The organism is Pseudohalocynthiibacter sp. F2068 (assembly GCF_023015645.1).
GTDB classification, from domain to species: Bacteria; Pseudomonadota; Alphaproteobacteria; order Rhodobacterales; family Rhodobacteraceae; genus Pseudohalocynthiibacter; species Pseudohalocynthiibacter aestuariivivens.
Map to the genome: position 1 here is coordinate 26,803 of NZ_JALKAK010000026.1, position 14,438 is coordinate 41,240.

At 52.8% G+C, this 14,438-nt stretch carries 15 protein-coding genes and 1 pseudogene; 14 read left to right on the forward strand and 2 right to left on the reverse strand.

Features of this window, described 5'->3' with window-relative positions; genetic code table 11:
* Positions 1 to 12: 12 nt before the first annotated feature.
* From MWU63_RS19595 to MWU63_RS19640, 10 genes are all read left to right on the forward strand, one after another.
* The gene (locus MWU63_RS19595) at positions 13 to 798 is read left to right on the forward strand and encodes a transporter substrate-binding domain-containing protein (RefSeq protein ID WP_213890981.1); all 786 of its coding nucleotides are present in this window, start codon (positions 13 to 15) and stop codon (positions 796 to 798) included.
* Positions 799 to 860: 62 nt separating this feature from the next.
* Positions 861 to 1,652 (forward strand): creatininase family protein, encoded by a 792-nt coding sequence (locus tag MWU63_RS19600; RefSeq protein ID WP_213890980.1) that lies wholly within the window; start codon positions 861 to 863, stop codon positions 1,650 to 1,652.
* Positions 1,653 to 1,669: 17 nt separating this feature from the next.
* Positions 1,670 to 2,317, forward strand: a complete 648-nt coding sequence (locus MWU63_RS19605) for an amino acid ABC transporter permease (RefSeq protein WP_213890978.1) — start codon at positions 1,670 to 1,672, stop codon at positions 2,315 to 2,317.
* Positions 2,318 to 2,347: 30 nt separating this feature from the next.
* Positions 2,348 to 3,004 carry an amino acid ABC transporter permease gene (locus MWU63_RS19610; RefSeq protein WP_213890976.1) on the forward strand — a complete coding sequence of 219 codons (657 nt, stop codon included), beginning with the start codon at positions 2,348 to 2,350 and terminating at the stop codon, positions 3,002 to 3,004.
* A gap of 21 nt (positions 3,005 to 3,025) precedes the next feature.
* A complete protein-coding gene (locus MWU63_RS19615; RefSeq protein ID WP_213890974.1) occupies positions 3,026 to 3,793 on the forward strand; it encodes an amino acid ABC transporter ATP-binding protein in 768 nt (255 codons plus the stop codon).
* A 16-nt stretch (positions 3,794 to 3,809) separates the two neighbouring features.
* Entirely contained in the window at positions 3,810 to 5,153 is a 1,344-nt protein-coding gene (locus MWU63_RS19620) for an aspartate aminotransferase family protein (RefSeq protein WP_213890972.1), read from the forward strand.
* Positions 5,153 to 5,845 (forward strand): CoA transferase subunit A, encoded by a 693-nt coding sequence (locus tag MWU63_RS19625; RefSeq protein WP_213890970.1) that lies wholly within the window; start codon positions 5,153 to 5,155, stop codon positions 5,843 to 5,845. The genes MWU63_RS19620 and MWU63_RS19625 overlap by 1 nt, the downstream gene beginning before the upstream one ends.
* Positions 5,826 to 6,485, forward strand: a complete 660-nt coding sequence (locus tag MWU63_RS19630) for a 3-oxoacid CoA-transferase subunit B (RefSeq protein WP_213890968.1) — start codon at positions 5,826 to 5,828, stop codon at positions 6,483 to 6,485. Before MWU63_RS19625 ends, MWU63_RS19630 begins: the two co-directional genes overlap by 20 nt.
* Positions 6,486 to 6,498: 13 nt before the next feature.
* On the forward strand, positions 6,499 to 7,791 hold the full coding sequence (locus MWU63_RS19635; protein WP_213890966.1) for an ArgE/DapE family deacylase: 1,293 nt from the start codon (positions 6,499 to 6,501) through the stop codon (positions 7,789 to 7,791).
* Between the two features lie 11 nt (positions 7,792 to 7,802).
* Positions 7,803 to 8,981 carry an acetyl-CoA C-acyltransferase gene (locus MWU63_RS19640; RefSeq protein WP_213890964.1) on the forward strand — a complete coding sequence of 393 codons (1,179 nt, stop codon included), beginning with the start codon at positions 7,803 to 7,805 and terminating at the stop codon, positions 8,979 to 8,981.
* 626 nt (positions 8,982 to 9,607) lie between these two features.
* Here MWU63_RS19640 and MWU63_RS20510 read toward each other — a convergent pair.
* Together MWU63_RS20510 and MWU63_RS20515 are read right to left on the reverse strand one after the other, a co-directional pair.
* Positions 9,608 to 10,033: a hypothetical protein gene (locus MWU63_RS20510; protein WP_348646258.1), complete on the reverse strand. Its 426-nt coding sequence runs from the start codon at positions 10,031 to 10,033 to the stop codon at positions 9,608 to 9,610.
* 15 nt (positions 10,034 to 10,048) lie between these two features.
* Positions 10,049 to 10,543, reverse strand: a complete 495-nt coding sequence (locus tag MWU63_RS20515; RefSeq protein ID WP_343229482.1) for a hypothetical protein — start codon at positions 10,541 to 10,543, stop codon at positions 10,049 to 10,051.
* Positions 10,544 to 10,797: 254 nt separating this feature from the next.
* Here MWU63_RS20515 and MWU63_RS19650 point away from each other — a divergent pair.
* The 4 genes and pseudogenes from MWU63_RS19650 to MWU63_RS19665 all read left to right on the forward strand — a co-directional run.
* Positions 10,798 to 10,947, forward strand: a pseudogene (locus tag MWU63_RS19650) (IS6 family transposase); the annotation flags it as partial.
* A 279-nt stretch (positions 10,948 to 11,226) separates the two neighbouring features.
* The gene (locus tag MWU63_RS19655) at positions 11,227 to 12,315 is read left to right on the forward strand and encodes an ABC transporter permease subunit (RefSeq protein ID WP_247079665.1); all 1,089 of its coding nucleotides are present in this window, start codon (positions 11,227 to 11,229) and stop codon (positions 12,313 to 12,315) included.
* Between the two features lies 1 nt (position 12,316).
* A complete protein-coding gene (locus MWU63_RS19660; RefSeq protein ID WP_213891543.1) occupies positions 12,317 to 13,645 on the forward strand; it encodes an amino acid ABC transporter permease in 1,329 nt (442 codons plus the stop codon).
* A gap of 22 nt (positions 13,646 to 13,667) precedes the next feature.
* A partial coding sequence (locus tag MWU63_RS19665; RefSeq protein WP_246531880.1) for an amino acid ABC transporter ATP-binding protein occupies positions 13,668 to 14,438 on the forward strand: 771 nt, incomplete at its 3' end.

Consider the following 14,438-nt stretch of genomic DNA (forward strand, 5'->3'; position numbering starts at 1 on the left):
AAAGGACGCGACATGAATGCGTTTAGAAATATCTTCAGGGCGGTGGCTGTGGCCGGGTCCCTTACAGTTGCAATCGCAGGCTCTGCTTCGACTGCTTTTGCGGATGAGTTGGATGCCATCAAAGAAGCTGGTGTTATGCGTATAGCAATGAGCGGCGCTTACCCTCCGTTCAACTTCGTTAACGAGCAAAATGAAGTCGTCGGGTTTGACCCGTCAATCGGTGCGGAAATTGGCAAGCGCATGGGCATTGAGGTCGAGATTGTCACAACGGCCTGGGATGGCATCATCGGTGGTTTGCTTGCGAATAAGTATGACGCCATCGTCGGTTCCATGTCGATCACTGCAGAACGTGACGAAGTCGTTGATTTTGTTGGCCCTTATTACACAACAAAGCGCGCCATTTTCACAAAAGCTGGATCTGACATAACCAGTGTTTCGCAATTGGGTGATGCGACACTTGGCGTCACGCTGGGTGAAACGCACGAAGAATGGGCGCGTGACCTGGGATATACAATCCGCACGTACAAAGGATTACCCGAACTGCTGCTCGAACTCGACAACGGTCGTGTGGACGCCATCGTGAACGACTCGATCGCTGCAATTCTGGCGATGAAAGAAGTCGGTTATGACTTTGTCATGATACCTGACCTTGAAACCGAAGTTATCGGCGCGGGCATTGCTATCCGCGAAGGCAACCCCGAGCTGGCTGCGGCTATGCAAGCAGCCCTCGATTCAATGATGGATGACGGCACATACCTTGAAATTGCCAATAAATGGGTCGGCGGCGACATTCGCTGACCTCATCAACTTTGTGTCTGCCGGATAACTTCGGCAGACACGTTTGGCTAGGAAACCCCAAGATGACACCCGAATACGGCAAACTGACATGGGAAGAGGTGCGCGACGCAGACAAAGATCGCGTGGTTATCCTGAATGTGTCAGCGACCGAAGACCATGGTCCCCATATGCCGCTCGATACAGACACAGTGCTAGGAATGGCCGTGGCGAATGGCGTTGCCAAGATGGCCCCTGATGAAGTCTTCGTCATGCCCCCGATTGCCTACGGGTTCAACGAGCATCACAAGGATTTCCCCGGTGTCATATGGATTCAGCCTGAAACGCTGATCGCATTTGTAACCGACATAACCGCATCGCTGGCGCATCACGGATTTCGCCGCATCCTTCTTCTAAACTCGCACGGCTCAAATCATCCGGTACTTGATCTTGCGGCGCGCAAAACCGTGATTGCGAATGAAATCATCTGTGTCTCCGCTTCCTACTGGAATTTATGCGCCGACCGGATAAACGAACATCGAATGTCCGAGATTGGTGGCATCGCGCATGCTGGTGAATTTGAAGCTGCTATGTACATGCATCTGCAGCCCGAGTTTGTGCATATTGAAAAATCGACAAATCAAAACAAGCACAACCCCAGCAGCAAGTTTTTCAATCTGGATCTAGCCAAAGGTGGCGGCAAGGCCATGTTGATGCGCTGGTGGTCAGAAGCGTCACCCGATGGAACGATGGGTGATCCGACCGTCGCTGATCCGGAAACCGGGGCTAAGTTTCTTCAGGCAGCGATCGAAGAAACCACTGCGCTCGTTCGCGAAATTCGTGCGTTGCCAATATTGGCACGTGAAGACCACCATTAGGATGGAAAGAGAGAAAAATGGATTTTGATCTCATGATGAGAGTTTTTCCCTTCTTTCTTGAAGCGGCTTTGGTGACTGTCCAGCTCTCCATTCTGACTGCCATACTGGGTTTGATCTGTGGTTCGCTTGGTGCGGCGGCGCGATTGTCGCGCCTTCGTTTCTTCCGTGCGATCGGGGCAACATATGTCAGCATCATCCGGGGAACGCCTGCGCTTATCCAAATTTTCATCCTCTACTTCGGAGGGCCACAGATCGGCATACAGCTGGATGCTTTTTCAGCTGGCGTGATTGGCCTGAGCGTGAACATCGGTGCGTATATGACCGAGACTATACGTGGTGCGATCATCTCGGTTGACAAAGGCCAGATGGAAGCCGCACGCACGCTGGGCATGAGCCGCTGGCAAACGATGCGCAATGTCATAATACCCCAGGCCGCGCGCCTGATGGTTCGCCCGCTGGGTGTGAACATTAACGCTTTGATAAAGGGCACTGCACTGGTCGCCGCAATTTCAGTGATCGAGCTTACCTACACCGCTCAACGCTATATCGGCTCCACCTACAAACCGTTCGAGATGTTTCTGATCTCGGGCGCACTCTACATGATCATTATTTATGTAACGGGTCGCGGAATTGCCTGGCTCGACCGGAAAGTGCAGATCACATGATTATTCTGAACCACAGCGGGAGCTACCACTATGGGGCTTGATTTTACAGTTGTGCCAAAATTTTTCGACGTCATTTTCATCGGCGTCGGATGGACAGTTGCTATAACAATAGCTGCTGGCTTGCTTAGCTTTTTCGGTGGGATCGTTTTTGCAGTTGTTGCGCTCTATGGTCCTTTGCTGGTCCGCCTGCCCTTTCGGTTGTTCGCCTGGTTGTTCATGGGCACACCGCTGCTTCTTCAACTCTTCCTGATTTATTTTGGCCTCATACAGATCGGGATCGACTTGCCTGCCTTTGTGGCTGGGGTCGTCGGGTTGGGCCTGCATTTTGCCGTCTACAATTCAGAATTAATACAAGCCAGCATTCTGGCCGTCGACAAGGGCCAGAATGAAGCTGCAAGAACACTGGGCCTGAGTCGCGGTCAGGCTCTGCGCAAGGTCGTTATTCCGCAAGCTGTGCGCGCGGTCATTCCGCCAATCGGAAACAACATGATCGCATTGCTGAAGGATTCAGCCCTCGTGTCTGTCATCGGTGTCGCTGAACTAACGCTTGCAGCGCAACAGGCCATCGGGCGTACATTCCGGCCCTTCGAGTTCTATGTAACGGCTGCGGTTTGTTACTACTTCATCAACCTGGCTTTAGAAGCTGGTTTGCGGCGGATCGAACGCCACATCCAGTTGTCACGCTAGGCCCGAGCAAGGAGACAGATCATGTCAGATGCCCCATTTATAGAAATCCGGAACGCAGCAAAAAGCTTCGGTGCTCTCGAAGTACTCAAAGACATTAATCTGACTGTGGAAAAAGGCCAGATCGTTGCCATTATTGGCCCTAGCGGTTCAGGGAAATCTACGTTGCTGCGCGCGATAAATGAGCTTGACCCGTTGACCTCGGGTGAGGTGTGGCTTGACGGGGTGCAGATCAACAAGGACCTTCCATTTAGGCAATATGAAAAGCATGTAAATCAGGTTCGGCAAGACATCGGCATGGTGTTCCAGCACTTCAACCTATTTCCGCATTTAACGGTTCGCGGCAATATCACGCTTGCGCCCAAGATGCTCAAAGGTCTCTCCGACAAAGAGGTTAATGAACTTGCTGAAGAGCAACTGAAACGCGTCGGCATGCTGGAGAGGATTGACTACTACCCCAGCCAGCTTTCGGGTGGCCAGAAACAACGCGTCGCCATTGCCCGCGCGCTCGCGATGAAACCCAAAGTGATGCTGTTTGATGAGGCAACGTCCGCGCTCGACCCCGAATTGGTGGAAGAGGTTAACCTCGTCATGAAACAGCTTGCTGAAGAGCATATGACGATGATCATCGTGACCCATGAAATGGGCTTTGCGCAGGATGTCTGTGACCGTGTTCTATTCATGGACCAAGGATATGTTGTCGAGGAAGGCTCTCCGGATGTTGTGTTTCGCAATCCAACCCAGGACCGCACAAAAGATTTTCTGAAAAAGCACCTTCAAGGCCAGAACTGAAGTGAAAGACCTGCACATGACACGATCGTCGAATTTGTTCTATCAGTCGCGCCTCGCGCGTCCGATGCTGGATCGTGCTGAAGGGATTTACCTTTGGGACACATCGGGCAAGCGCTACCTTGATGGGTCAAGCGGGGCTATGGTCAGCAACATCGGCCACTCCAACCCCCGCGTGATCGAGGCGATGAAGAAACAGTTGGATAAATCTTCATTTGGCTACCGTCTGCATTTTCAAAACGAACCTGCCGAAAAACTTGCCCGGATGACGGCTGAATTGATGCCCGAAGGGTTGGACCGTGTGTTTTTTGTTTCCGGCGGATCGGAAGCTGTGGAAAGTTCTGTTAAGCTTGCGCGTCAGTATGCGATCACACAGGGCAATGATAAACGCTGGAAAGTAATCTCTCGCTTTCCGTCGTACCACGGGGGCACATTGGGGGCCGTCGCACTAACCGGGTATGACCCCCTTACCAAGCCTTTTGCTCCTATGATGCGAGAGATGCCGAAGATTCCGGCGCCCCTGTGCTATCTGGATCAAGACAATCTGGATGACGAAGCTCGCGGGTTGAAATACGCTGAGATGCTGCGGGACGAAATCATTGCGCAGGGCCCGGAAACTGTGTTGGCTTTTATCATGGAGCCCATTGGCGGCGCCTCTACCGGGGCCTTGGTGGCACCCGACAGCTACTACGGCCGTATCCGCGAAATCTGCGACGAATTTGGCATTTTGCTGATCTACGACGAGGTTATGACCGGCGCTGGTCGCACGGGTAAATTTGTGGCTTCAGAGCATTGGGGAATCACACCTGATATCGTGGCCCTGTCCAAGGGGTTTGCCGCTGGATATTCACCGCTTGGTGCCATGGTTGCAAAATCTGACATTGTTGATGCGGTACTGGACGCGGGTGGCTTCCTGCACGGCTTTACCTACGCAGGTAATCCGCTTGCCTGCGCTGCCGGGACTGCCGTTTTGACAGAGCTTCAGAGACTGGATCTGATCACAAATGCAGCGGCTATGGGTGAGATCCTGAAAAGTGAGCTTACCACCCTAATGGATCGATATCCGTTCATCGGGGATGTACGCGGCAAAGGTCTTTTGCTTGCGTTTGAGCTGGTTTCTGACCGCGAAACCATGGTGCCTTTGCCCAAGGGCCTTAACGCTTACAACAGGCTGGTCGATCTCGCTTATGAACGCGGCTTGATCATCTACTCACGCCGTACACGTGGCGGGATTGAGGGTGACCACTTTCTTGTCTGCCCGCCTTTGATCATAAACCGGCCTCAAATCGATGAAATCACAGCAACCCTAATCGAAAGCCTTGATTCGATGGCTGCCGAGATGAACCTGCCGGTGAATGTCTGATGCCGATGCCCGACAAAACCACCGACATGGCAGGCGTCATCACCCTGATCCCGGATGGGGCCAGTATCATGGTCGGTGGCTTTGGGGTGCCCGGCTCACCATTCTGTCTGATTGAGGAACTGGTTAGACAGGGCCAGAAAAACTTGACCATTATCAAGAATGATAGCAACGAGGCTGGCATGGGTGTCGACTGGTTGCTGCAATCAGGACAGGTCAAAAAGCTTATCACCAGCCACATCGGGCTAAATCCCAACGCCGTGCGACTAATGAACGAAGGCCTGATAGAGGTAGAATTCGTTGCACAGGGCATTTTGGCTGAACGCATCCGTGTCGCGGGCGCCGGTCTGATGGGATTTGTGACAGATATCGGGATGGGTACCCCTCTTGCCGAAGGTAAACAACGTGTTACTTTTGAAGGGAAAGAAGGAATTTTCGAACCTGCCCTGAAAGCAGACTTCGCGCTTGTACATGCGGATACGGCTGACCCATTTGGGAACCTGACCTTTAACGCAACAGCAAGGAATTTCAATCCGCTGATTGCCATGGCAGCCCGCTGCACTATTGCCGAGGCGGAAAGGGTGGTGCCTCTTGGAAAGATAGATCCAGGGCATGTGCAAACCCCTGCCCCCTTTGTCGACCACGTCGTGGCTTTACCAGATCTGCCGGAGGTCTATGGCATTGTTGAACGCTAAGGAACGGATGCTGCGCCGCGCAGCGAAAGATATTGAGGCAGGCATGACCGTCAATCTGGGGATTGGACTGCCGACACAGGTGATGACCTATGTTTCCAAGGATTTGCCCGTTTGCCTGCATTCTGAAAACGGCATTGCCGGTGTTGGTGCGCTTGTGACGAAAGACAAGGCAGACCGCAATCTGATTGACGCGGGTGGCGCTTATATTTCACCAGTTCCAGGGGCTTCCTATTTCGATAGCGCGGTCTCTTTCGCACTGGTGCGTAGCGGACGGCTTGACCTGACACTTCTGGGCGCCTTCGAAGTGGCAGCCAACGGGGATCTTGCGAATTGGATCATTCCAGGACGTTTTGCAGCGGGGGTTGGCGGTGCAATTGAACTGGCGCAAAAGGCGCGTAAAGTGGGTGTGATCACCACCCATACCGACAAGCACGGGAACCCAAAAATACTTGAGCGCTGCACATTGCCCCTGACCGCAATCAACTGTGTGGATCGAATTTACACTGACATGGCCGTCTGTGACATCACCTCGGAAGGCCTGATCCTAAAGGAGATCGCTGAGGGTGTTTCTGTCGAGGACGTCGTGAACGCCACCGGTGCTGATCTCACCATCCCAAGCGCTCCACTGCCTACGTTCTAATCGGGAAAGACCAATGGAAGCCTTAGAAAAATCCGCAATCCTGAACGCGGTTGATACGTTATTTGATAGCGAAATCGAGTTTCTTTCTGAACTCAGCAGTCATCCGTCAACACGCGGCAACGAACAATCCGCACAGGATTTCATGGCAAATGAGCTGCGGAATCGAGGGTATGACGTCGACCGCTGGAATATAGAGGTCGAAGATATTTGCCACCTGCCCGGCTTTTCTCCGGTCATCGGCAACTATGACGATGCGGTGAACGTTGTTGGCACACATAAAAGTACGACCAATAAAGGTAAAAGCCTTATCCTGAACGGCCATATCGACGTGGTTCCTGAAGGGCCGCTAGATATGTGGGACACGCCACCTTTCTCACCCCGCGTAGACGATGGTTGGATGTATGGTCGTGGTACCGGTGACATGAAAGCCGGACTGGCAAGCAATCTGTTCGCATTGGATGCGCTGCGCGAAATCGGTTACGTCCCGGCGGCTAATGTGCATTTTCAGTCGGTTGTCGAGGAAGAATGCACCGGAAACGGTGCGTTGGCGTGCTTGCAGCGCGGCTACAAAGCGGATGCCGCGCTTATCCCTGAACCATTCGATGAACAGCTCGTCAGTGCACAACTGGGGGTCCTTTGGTTTCAGGTGCATCTCAAGGGCATTCCTGTGCACGTTGCCTACGCCGGAAGTGGTTCTAACGCGATCGAGGCTGCGATTCCGCTGATTGATGCGCTTCACAAAATGGAAGCACGCTGGAATGAACCGCAATTCAGGCACGCCCAATATTGCAATCATGAACATGCGCTGAACTTGAATGTTGGCAAGATTGAAGGTGGCGACTGGACAAGCTCTGTCCCGGCATGGTGCGTATTTGACGTTCGAATGGGCCTGTTCCCTGGCCAAAGCATTGACGACGCTAAGCGCGAAATCGAAGAGGTGCTGATAGAGGCTGCGCAGGGGCATTCTTTCCTGCGAAACAACAAGCCCGAGATTGTTTATCATGGTTTTCACGCCGAAGGTTACGCCTTGAAGGACCACAAGGTCGCCTCAGCGCGTCAGGCTATCTCAAAACTCGAAAATGCCCATCACTTAGTCACAGGCAACGCTTTGAATATGGCCCCGATCACAGCCACCACCGATGGGCGGTTCTTCGGGCTTTATGCAGACACCCCTTCCTTGGTTTATGGACCTGCGGCTGAATCAATTCATGGCTTCAATGAACGCGTCGATCTTGAATCCGTGCGCCGTATTACCCAAACAACAGCGCTGTTTATCGCCGACTGGTGCGGTCTGGAAAAACTCTGAAAGGGTCTGAAATGCGCGAAGCTGTCATCGTTTCCACCGCTCGAACACCTCTTGGCAAAGCCTATAGGGGAGCCTTCAACAATACTCAGGGGCCTGTTTTGGCGGCGCATGCGATACGCGCGGCGGTGACGCGTGCTTGGCTGGAAGGGGGTGAGATTGAAGATTTCACCATGGGGTGTGCGCTGACCCAAGGCACCACAGGTATCAATGCAGCCCGTCATGCGGTTTTTGCTGCGGGCTTGCCTGATACGATCGCTGCCGCAACAATCGACCGGCAGTGCGCCAGCGGGCTTTCAGCCATCGCCACCGCCGCACATCAGGTAATGCATGAAGGTGTCGATGTTACCCTTGCAGGAGGTGTGGACAGCATTTCTCTGGTTCAGAACGACAAATGGAACGGGCACCGATATAAAATCAGATCGGTGGCAGATAACTATTATATACCCATGCTTGAAACTGCCGAGGTTGTCGCGAAACGCTATGATATCAGCCGCGAAGCGCAGGACGAATATGCACTTTCAAGCCAACAAAGAACGGCCAAAGCCCAAGCAACTGGCCTCTTTGACAATGAGATAATTCCCGTCAAAACAATGAAGTCGGTCAAGGATAACGCCACAGGTGAAACGTGCGAAGAACCCGTGATGCTTAGCGCGGATGAGTGCAACCGACCGGGCACTACCCTTGAAGCTTTGCAGGGGCTTGCTCCGGTTATGGGCGAAGATCACTGTGTTACTGCGGGCAACGCCAGCCAGATGTCAGACGGGGCGTCGGCCTGCGTTATCATGTCGTCCAACGAAGCGGCCCAGCGCAATCTGGAACCCTTGGGTATCTTCAGAGGCATGGCTGTTGCAGGATGCGCACCCGAAGAGATGGGCATTGGTCCAGTTCTTGCGATCCCGCGTTTACTTGAACGGCACGCTCTTAAGGTGCAGGACATCGACCTTTGGGAAATCAACGAAGCTTTCGCTTCACAGCTTCTCTATTGTCGTGAGAAACTTGAAATCGATCCTGATCGGCTCAATGTCAACGGCGGCGCTATCTCTATCGGTCACCCCTATGGGATGAGCGGCGCGCGTATGACCGGGCATGTTTTGCTGGAAGGGAAACGTCGCAACGCGAAACTGGCTGTCGTGAGCATGTGCGTCGGTTGGGGCATGGGTGCCGCTGCGTTGTTCGAGGTTCTCTGTTAGGTAAGCGAAATAAAATAAGAAATATGGAACTTACGCGGCAAATTACGTTCAACAGGAGATCCGAGAATTCAGATGTTCGCCTCAGAAACCCGTACAAATCTCGTTGGATTAAGTAACTGAATTAGCTTTGGCGCCACCGGTAGATGCTTGAACGGCTGACACCATAAATTTCGCCCTGCCCTGGCGACGTGGCCAGCCACTTCAGTGTGTCTAAGTATCCGCAATTTTCACTGTATCTACGTCAATCCTTGGCCATGAACTTCTTCGTCTTCCCAAACCAGAGAGGTTAAAGAAAATGCCCCGCGAGAGCGCCTTGGGTGTGGTGCAATCAATGCCCGCTTCATGTTCAGGCAACCACTGCACTCCAAGCTTTGTAGGACTCCTGCTACTGCTCGCCCACCCCTCACGCCATGCCCTTCAATCATGTCCATGTCGTCCCCGGTCTCCCGGTTCTCCGCACAGACGTAAGGCGTGTCTTCGGCACCGAAGCAGTAGATAATCCAGGTTTCATGTCGCGTTGTCTCGTCCCATTCTAAACCCTGAAGAAATTCGATGATCGGGTGTCAGGAACTCTTGACGCAAAAAATCCAGATGGCATCCAAGAGTTTCTTCTTTGAATGCCGTCGTTAAAGTTCGTCTTGCCATATGGGATTAGTCCAAGCACGTTTGCCTGCTCCGTCGATTATCGTCACGCGCAACCACGGGCTTCGATCCGGCACCAGCCAACCGACGTCAAGGTCAGCAAGATTGAGCGTTGCACGGGTAATGGATTTGCCGTGTGATTTAACGGAACGCGATGTGCCGCCGACAACGGAAATAGAATCTACGGGCGAGCACTCAATATTGATCTGATCTTCGGAAATGGACAGAGAATGGATTTGCGGGCCTTGGCTGGAGTAGTAGTTTCCTAATTTGAGCGCATTGAGCAAATCGTCAGGTTCCAGGCTTTCCGCTTTCACATGAACCCAACCGCCAAAAGCATCATCATGGCCACTTGAAAAATGAGCATCATCAGCTGCATAAGCAGTGAGGCGTTTTCCTTCATTTGCCATTTGGTCAAGCAAATATCAACCTTCACCCCGGTCGGTTTGAACCGCACTGCCATGATTGTATATTTCCACCGCTTGAGCCACATTGATATTGCGCGCATCTTCCATTGTGAACTGTGACCATGCCGGATGTGCGATAGCAACAAAAGCACCCGCTTCAACTGCTCTACGAGCAATTTCAGGGCCTGTTTCCTCGTCACCGCACGGTTCAAAATCCAGTGGGAGACCGGCAGCAAGTATGTGCCATAGCTCCCCGACGCTTGTTTTAGGCGCGTGCAACTCAGCCCCGAGTATTGTTGTAAAACTGTTTGAGCGCATACTTCGCGTATCAGCCATCGGCCATTTAATTTGTTCAACAAAATGCTCCGACATCATGAGAAAATCATAGCCGGCATTCTTGTATGCTTCGACCACACTCTCTATGGGTAAAGCTCCGTCAGAAAGTGTCGAATGTGTATGGAGATTGCCGCGCCAGAAACGCCCCGGCAAAGAGAAAGGTGATATGTTTTTCATTAATTTACCTTTGAAAGCGGGTGCTTATTATAAAATGTCATATATGGACGGCGTTACTGCACAAATCGGCCTGAGTTCAGGTTGTCCCTCCATCTTCAGTGGGGATCAGCTATAAAACCACAGTTTCTCAATTTCATGATCAGAACGATCCCATCTACACCCATGCTCGGTCGTTCGTTGTTGTAAGTCCATAGCCATTTATGGAGTGCTATCAGAAGAAACTTGCTTCAGGCGGATCAAGTGATTTCGTAACCTTGGGCACGAGCACATGCAGCACATTTCACTCCGGCAAAGCGTCACTTGAAGCAACCCTTCTGGCGGTGACGTTCTATGCCCGCTTCCCACTATCGTTACACAACACTGAAAACCGGCGACACGAACGCGGGATCGACATCAGCCACCAGGCCGGTGGCTTTGGTGGAACGGTTTGTTCCAATATTTTGCCACCCTCTTGCCAAGTGGTGCGATCTTTGTGTGGTCTAACGAATTGCCTGAGTTGGGAAATTGAGGCGAGTTGGAATTCCTTTGGCTACCCAAATTCGCGTTTCAATCGTATAGGTATTCTCGGCTCACGCCCGATTCAAACGCATTTATTACCTAAATCGTGACACCTCCCATTTAGCCGTCAATAACACACGCGCTCAAGTCAGACACTTCTGACCGCCGGGATTTTTGGCTGGCTGATGTGGTATCTGGTCGCCAACACCGCCCATAACCTTGAAGTGCGCGGCATGAACACCGGCTTTGGCTTTATCAAAAGCTCGGCCGGGTTTGATATTGATTTTAGACTGATCGACTATTCGCCCGGCGTCGGCACCTATGGCCTGATATTTCTGATTGGGGCGATGAACACCCTGTTTGTTTCTTTTCTGGCAATCATCGTCAGCACGGCCTTGGGCTTTTTCATCGGCGTTCTGCGGCTGTCAAACAACTGGCTGGTGTCAAAAGTAGCGCTGGCATTTGTCGAAATCTTCCGCAACACGCCGCTGTTGATCCAGATCGTGTTTTGGTACATCGGGGTGTTTTCACTGTTACCGGCGGTCAAAAAGACGATTGATATCTCGCTCGGTGCCAAGATGTTTCTTTTGAATAACCGCGGCTTGTATGTGGCAACACCGATCATGGGCGGGCTGTTCTGGATGACCCTGTTGGCGGTTGGTGCCGCCCTTGTGGGGGTGTTCCTGCTGCGGCGCAAGGCGCGGAAACTGCAAGAGCGCACAGGCCAGCAAACCAAAACGCTACTTCCATCCCTAGCACTGGTGCTCTTGGTGCCAAGTGCGGTGTTTGTACTGACTGGCATGCCGCTCAGCTGGGATATGCCAACGCTGCAAGGCTTTAATTTTGCAGGCGGAACCAGCGTGCCACCGGCATTCCTGGCGCTGCTTGTGTCGCTCAGCATCTACCACGCGGCCCAGATCGCCGAGGCCGTGCGGGCCGGTATTTTGTCAGTCAACAAGGGACAGAACGAGGCCGCACTTTCCATCGGTTTGAAACCTAGCCGGATCATGGCGATGGTTGTCATCCCGCAAGCCATGCCTGCGATTGTGCCGCCCTTGATTTCGCAATGGATGAACACGGTCAAAAACTCATCGCTGGCCATCGCCATTGGATATGCCGACATCGTCTCATTGTTTATGCAAACCACGCTTAACCAGATTGGACATGCGGTTGAATTGGTCGGAATGACCATGGCGTTCTATATGTTTATCAGCCTGTCAATCTCCGGTCTTCTGAACATCTACAACAAACGCGTGCAGTTGGTGGAACGCTGATATGGCTATAATCAACGCCACAAAAACCCCTGAACGCGCAGCACCCCTTGGCGAACGCTCCGCCATTGGCTGGATCCACAAGAACCTGTTCAGCTCGTGGTTCAACGCAATCCTGACCGTCGTCACCGGTTATCTGGTTTTCATCACCGTATCGGGGGTCTGGAGTTGGGGGTTCACCGACGCGACCTTTGTAGCCCAGAACCGGCGCGAATGTTATGACAACAGCCTGACCGGGGCCTGCTGGGCCGGCGTTATCGACTGGCTCGACAACATCTTTTACGGCCGCTACCCGCGTGATCAGATTTGGCGGATCAACTTTGGGGCGCTGATGCTGGTGCTGTGGATGGCCCCGTTATGGATGGGCCGCGTCAAAGGCAAGGTCCTGATCGGGGCGGGTGTTGTTGCGTTCTATCCTTTCCTTGCGGGTTATCTGTTTTCGGGGGGCGACAAGGGCCTGTTCATGCAGATTATGGTCAGCGGTGCCATTGTCGCGCTGATCGCAAATACGGCGAATATGCTGACCGGTGTGCTGCGGGGCGAATTCCTGCCGGATTATCTGCTGCGCGTTCTGGGCAAAACCACTGCCCCGGACAAGATCCAGCGCAATATGTTGCTGGCAATCGCACTTACGGTCTTCGCGGCGGTGTTTATCTGGCAAGCAAGCTGGACGGCTGAGGAAGTCAGTTGGACAAAATGGGGCGGGCTGTTTCTGACAATGGTAATTGCGGGCATCGGCATCGCGTCGTCATTGCCCGGTGGTATCATTTTGGCTTTGGGCCGTCGCAGCAAACTGACGGTCGTCCGGGTTCTGTGCGTTGCATTTATCGAAGTGTTCCGCTCGGTGCCGCTGATCACCGTGCTGTTCATGGCGACCACCATGTTTCCGCTGTTCATGCCCGAAGGGTTTGTGTTGAACAAGCTAGTGCAGGTCATCATTGCCGTTGTTCTTTTCAATGCCTGCTACATGGCCGAAACCGTGCGTGCCGGGCTTCAGGCCATCCCAAAAGGTCAGTATGAGGCAGCCCATACCATCGGGCTTGGCTATTGGCGCACGACCGGGTTAATCATTATGCCTCAGGCGCTGAAACACATGATTCCGAACATCGTCGGCAGCTTTATCGGGCTGTTGAAGGATACTACGCTGGTGTCGATCATTGGGCTGTTCGACATCCTTGGGATGCTGCGTTCAATCAGCAAGGATATGCCCTGGTTGGGCCTGCACAAAGAGCCGCTGATCTTTGGCGCATTCCTGTTCTTTGTTCTGTGCTTTTCGATGTCGAAATACAGCCGCCATCTGGAAGTGAAACTTTCGGCGGGGGATCAACATTGACCCAGCCTTCGAGGAGAAACCCATGACAATCGAACTCACTCAGGCTCAACTTGCGTCGGCCGCCTCGACCGAGGTCATCATCGAAATCGCGAAAATGAACAAATGGTACGGCGCGTTCCATGTTCTAAAGGATATCGATCTGACGGTTCATCAAGGTGAGCGGATCGTCGTTTGCGGCCCGTCTGGGTCGGGAAAATCAACGTTGATCCGTTGTATCAATGCGCTGGAAGAACACCAGGAAGGCGATATCATCGTTGACGGGATCAAACTTGGTAAAAACCTGAAGAACCTCGACCATATTCGCACCGAGGTCGGCATGGTGTTTCAGAACTTCAACCTGTTCCCGCATATGAGCATTCTTGAGAACCTGACATTGGGGCCGATCTGGACCCGCAAGATGAGCAAGGCGGACGCGATAGAAGCCGCAATGACCTATCTGGAGCGGGTAAAGATCCCCGAACAGGCCGACAAATACCCCGGCCAACTCTCTGGCGGACAGCAACAACGGGTCGCCATTGCCCGCAGCCTGTGCATGAACCCAAAGATCATGCTGTTTGACGAGCCAACCAGTGCTCTTGATCCCGAGATGATCAAAGAGGTGCTGGATGTGATGGTCGAACTGGCGGATACGGGTATGACAATGATCGTGGTCACCCATGAAATGGGCTTCGCGCGGACCATCGCCGATCAGGTGATATTTATGGATGAGGGCGACATCGTCGAGCAAAGTGGCCCGATCGAGTTTTTCGACAATCCGCAACACGAGCGCACCAAAATGTTCCTCAGTCAGATT

What these genes read in the sequence shown, in the direction of transcription:
- MWU63_RS19595 (WP_213890981.1), top strand. Translation starts at nt 13, where the DNA reads ATGAATGCGTTTAGAAATATCTTCAGGGCGGTGGCTGTGGCCGGGTCC.
- MWU63_RS19600 (WP_213890980.1), top strand. Translation starts at nt 861, where the DNA reads ATGACACCCGAATACGGCAAACTGACATGGGAAGAGGTGCGCGACGCA.
- MWU63_RS19605 (WP_213890978.1), top strand. Translation starts at nt 1,670, where the DNA reads ATGGATTTTGATCTCATGATGAGAGTTTTTCCCTTCTTTCTTGAAGCG.
- MWU63_RS19610 (WP_213890976.1), top strand. Translation starts at nt 2,348, where the DNA reads ATGGGGCTTGATTTTACAGTTGTGCCAAAATTTTTCGACGTCATTTTC.
- MWU63_RS19615 (WP_213890974.1), top strand. Translation starts at nt 3,026, where the DNA reads ATGTCAGATGCCCCATTTATAGAAATCCGGAACGCAGCAAAAAGCTTC.
- MWU63_RS19620 (WP_213890972.1), top strand. Translation starts at nt 3,810, where the DNA reads ATGACACGATCGTCGAATTTGTTCTATCAGTCGCGCCTCGCGCGTCCG.
- MWU63_RS19625 (WP_213890970.1), top strand. Translation starts at nt 5,153, where the DNA reads ATGCCGATGCCCGACAAAACCACCGACATGGCAGGCGTCATCACCCTG.
- MWU63_RS19630 (WP_213890968.1), top strand. Translation starts at nt 5,826, where the DNA reads ATGGCATTGTTGAACGCTAAGGAACGGATGCTGCGCCGCGCAGCGAAA.
- MWU63_RS19635 (WP_213890966.1), top strand. Translation starts at nt 6,499, where the DNA reads ATGGAAGCCTTAGAAAAATCCGCAATCCTGAACGCGGTTGATACGTTA.
- MWU63_RS19640 (WP_213890964.1), top strand. Translation starts at nt 7,803, where the DNA reads ATGCGCGAAGCTGTCATCGTTTCCACCGCTCGAACACCTCTTGGCAAA.
- MWU63_RS20510 (WP_348646258.1), bottom strand. Translation starts at nt 10,033, where the DNA reads ATGGCAAATGAAGGAAAACGCCTCACTGCTTATGCAGCTGATGATGCT.
- MWU63_RS20515 (WP_343229482.1), bottom strand. Translation starts at nt 10,543, where the DNA reads ATGAAAAACATATCACCTTTCTCTTTGCCGGGGCGTTTCTGGCGCGGC.
- MWU63_RS19655 (WP_247079665.1), top strand. Translation starts at nt 11,227, where the DNA reads ATGTGGTATCTGGTCGCCAACACCGCCCATAACCTTGAAGTGCGCGGC.
- MWU63_RS19660 (WP_213891543.1), top strand. Translation starts at nt 12,317, where the DNA reads ATGGCTATAATCAACGCCACAAAAACCCCTGAACGCGCAGCACCCCTT.